This is a genomic window from Acinetobacter sp. V2, assembly GCF_001188385.1.
Classification (GTDB): domain Bacteria; phylum Pseudomonadota; class Gammaproteobacteria; order Pseudomonadales; family Moraxellaceae; genus Acinetobacter; species Acinetobacter oleivorans.
On the sequence record NZ_JZFB01000004.1, the window covers coordinates 238,908 to 242,254 of the forward strand.

General features: G+C 41.5%; 3 protein-coding genes. 1 reads left to right on the plus strand and 2 read right to left on the minus strand.

Translation table 11 applies throughout. The annotated features are described in order from the left end of the window. Positions 1-75: 75 nt before the first annotated feature. A complete protein-coding gene (locus tag UC75_RS14070; RefSeq protein WP_005301987.1) occupies positions 76-1,326 on the minus strand; it encodes an acyl-CoA dehydrogenase family protein in 1,251 nt (416 codons plus the stop codon). A 32-nt stretch (positions 1,327-1,358) separates the two neighbouring features. Beyond that, on the minus strand, positions 1,359-2,606 hold the full coding sequence (locus UC75_RS14075) for an SfnB family sulfur acquisition oxidoreductase (protein WP_049837952.1): 1,248 nt from the start codon (positions 2,604-2,606) through the stop codon (positions 1,359-1,361). A gap of 256 nt (positions 2,607-2,862) precedes the next feature. On the opposite strand from UC75_RS14075, the gene UC75_RS21795 reads away from it, so the two are divergent. Beyond that, on the plus strand, positions 2,863-3,347 hold a 485-nt coding region (locus tag UC75_RS21795; RefSeq protein ID WP_228137383.1), incomplete at its 3' end, for an AarF/UbiB family protein.

The window sequence follows — 3,347 nt, forward strand, 5'->3', positions numbered from 1 at the left end:
TCAAGGCTTTATTTAAATACCAAACGTTTAAGCCAGACCTAATAAAAAAGCCGATGAAACATCGGCTTTTTTATTTTATGCAGACTTTGCCCGCGGGCTTGCTCCAATTTGCCAGACAAAGGGTAAATCGGTACGGTTCACTTCCCAATCGCCAATCACCTTTTCTTTATAGATGAGCGGATTATGAGAAGAGACTGTTCGTGCATTACGCCAGAAACGGTCGAGTTGTTTAACCTGACTACTTGCCGATGCACCTAAAGCGTTAAATAATTGGCTGGTTAAATCCAATACCAAATTAGAAATCACCACCTGCCCTTGTGCCGACTCAAGCTCTGCATCTACATTAAACTGATGTTCTTTCACCTCTAACTCACTAAAGTGACTTTCATAAGCCTTCTGTAATGCTTCTGCTGTTTTAATCGTAATTGCTAGACTTCCATAGGCTTGAGCAGAGGCTTTACCTACCACCTGTAAAACTTGTGGATCGTGACGAACAAGGTCACCATTACCATGACTAAAAATACGCTTTCGCTCACGTATTTCTTGGCTAAAAGTTTCGACCGCAGCATGCGCAATCCCTGTTAGGGTTGCAAGGTGGACAACCTGATAAAAAGCGGTCTGATATTTAAAACGCTGGTCAAATGGAATAAGGTGTGAAGCTGGTAAATGAACCTGATGTACTTTTAAAGTACCACTGCCCGTTGTCTTTTGACCAAAGCCATCCCAATCATCAATCACACTTACCCCAGTTTCATGGCGATAAATAGCAGCAATCACATGACGGTCATTCACTTCATCGTAAGCAAATAAATCGATCCAGTCAGCAAAAATACTTCCTGTCGAATAGTACTTTTCACCATTCACCACCAAGTTACCCGAAGCATCTTTGGTTACTCGGGTAACGACATCACCAATCTGTACATTTCCAACTTCGGTCCATGCGTTTCCAACTAAATCACCTTGTACAAAACGCTGAAACCAGACTTCCTGCGAATGCTCTTTATGCGCAACTAAACGGTCTTCGACAAAAGCAAAGTGTCCACGCAACGCTTGCACAATATTCGAATCTGCTTGCGCCAATTCTGCTAGAAGCTGGAAAAGTTGTGGCAATGATACCCCATCTCCACCATATTTAACGGGTACCCGTACTGCACCTAATTTAAGTTCTTTTAACCACTGAATCGGTTCAAAAGGCAAGATTCGTTCTTTTTCCCGTTGAATTGCACCTTGGGCAATTTTTTCAAAAACTGGACGAAATCTACTTGCTACTTTTTCATAATCGGCGCCTACCGATAGCTCTTCTAATTCAATTTGAGTAATTGTCATCTTTATTCTCCTAATCTTATTTTTTCTTCACTTTAGCTCCATGCATGACGAGGTGGATAGATGCCATTGAGGTAGTAATTACCGACAATGTGATATTTCCAACGCACTGGATCATGCAAGGTGTGAGTACGCGCATTACGCCAATGGCGGTCCAGATTAAGCTCTGACAAAGTAGAACGTGTTCCAGACAACTCAAAAAGCTTATTCGCTGCTAAAATCGCAACTTCTGTAGTGAGTACTTTTGCTTCAGCAACTAGTAATGTCGCTTGATTTACATATTCTTCTGTCGTGTCGGCAATCGCTTGATCAATCGCATCTCCTGCTAAATCTAATACTGCTTCTGCTGCACGAAGTTTTATTTTTAAATCACCAATATTTGCAATCGTATAGGGGTCATCACTCGCTTTTTCCAAACCTGAATCGACCCATGCACGACTATGATTTTTGACATAGTGAATTGTTTCTTCAATTGCACCACGTGCAATACCAGCGTCGACAGCAGCTTGAATAAATTGTGAAATTGCACCTGCTGGTGTAGGACGTTCGAAAGCCTGATAAATCGGAATTAGATACTCTTCACGTACTGGAACTTGATTAAGTTCAACGGTCCCACTGGCTGTGGTTCTTTGCCCGAAACCAGACCAGTCATTAATAATATTCACCCCTGAAGTTTCCCGAGGAACTAGCGCCGCATAAGGCTGCCCTTGTTCATTCACAGCGACAATTGGAACCCAATGTGCCAGCAATGCGCCTGTTGCAAAAAACTTCTTCCCATTAATTTCATAACCATGCTCGGTCTTTCGTAATGTGGTAGTGAGATCAGCCACCGTTTTGCTATGTTTTTCTGAGAAGGCATTGCCAAAACGAATCCCTCTCAACACTAAGTTAAAGAAGAACTGTTGTTGTTCTGGGCCTGCATCAAGACGCAAATGTTCAATAAAAGCCAAGTGATTTTGAGGAAGCTGTGCAAGAGATGGATCAACACTCGCAATTGTTTTGATGACCTCAGCCAAAGTTCGATATTTGACTTGTGCGCCACCAAATTGCTTGGGAACCGTAATAGCCCATAAGCCACTTTGTGAGAACTGTTGAATTTCATTTAGGGGTAAACGGCGCTCTCTGTCTCGCTCGGATGCTTCGTGTGCGAACTCTTGCGCAAGTTGTTTGGCAACCTCAATTGCTTCTTCATCAGAACGAATAATATGCGCATCTTTTGACTGCTCAAACACAGATAAAGGAACCGCCTGAGACCGCCCATGGGCTGAACTTAAACTTGTCATAACTTTTGTTATCTCTATTTTTATTTAACCTGCCATTCACATTAGCACCAAAAAAACAGACACTTTATAGATATTAAAGCTTTGTTTATGAAATGGATTTTCACAAGCTTTTCATTTTTTTTACTATAAAAATAACATTTTGTTTTTCGAAAATTTTCTTACATGAGATAAACAATTTCATATAGGCTTTTTAAGCTTTGTCACCTATGATCAAAACTAGGCAATATTATGTTGTAGTCAATGAGGTATCGAAGATATGGCAAAGAATGCAAGTTCACCCGGCAAACGATTTATGAAACTTGCAGGAATGACCGCGAGCATTGCAACAAAAACCGTTTCTAACTCGATTCGAAACTTGACCGCAGATGAAGAGCAAAAGCTGGCTTCAAAAACCAAGTTATTTCAAGATATTGGTTTACAAATTGCCGACACCTTAGGTGAAATGAAAGGTGCCGTCATGAAAGTCGGCCAAATTGCATCTCAATATAAAGATATTTTCCCACCCGAAGTCGCTAAAGCAATTTCAAAGTTACAACGCCAAGCCCCAGCCATGCCTTTTGCTGCCATTCAGCAACAAGTTGAACGTGAGCTTGGAAAACCGCTCAATGTTGCCTTTAAATCTTTTGACCAAGAACCTTTTGCAGCTGCTTCAATTGGCCAAGTTCACAAAGCTACCCTACCTAGTGGCGAACAAGTTGTAGTGAAAGTGCAATATCCGGGTGTTGATGAGGCCTGTGAAAG

Coding starts and splice junctions, on each gene's coding strand:
- UC75_RS14075 (WP_049837952.1), bottom strand. CDS start 2,606: ATGACAAGTTTAAGTTCAGCCCATGGGCGGTCTCAGGCGGTTCCTTTA.
- UC75_RS14070 (WP_005301987.1), bottom strand. CDS start 1,326: ATGACAATTACTCAAATTGAATTAGAAGAGCTATCGGTAGGCGCCGAT.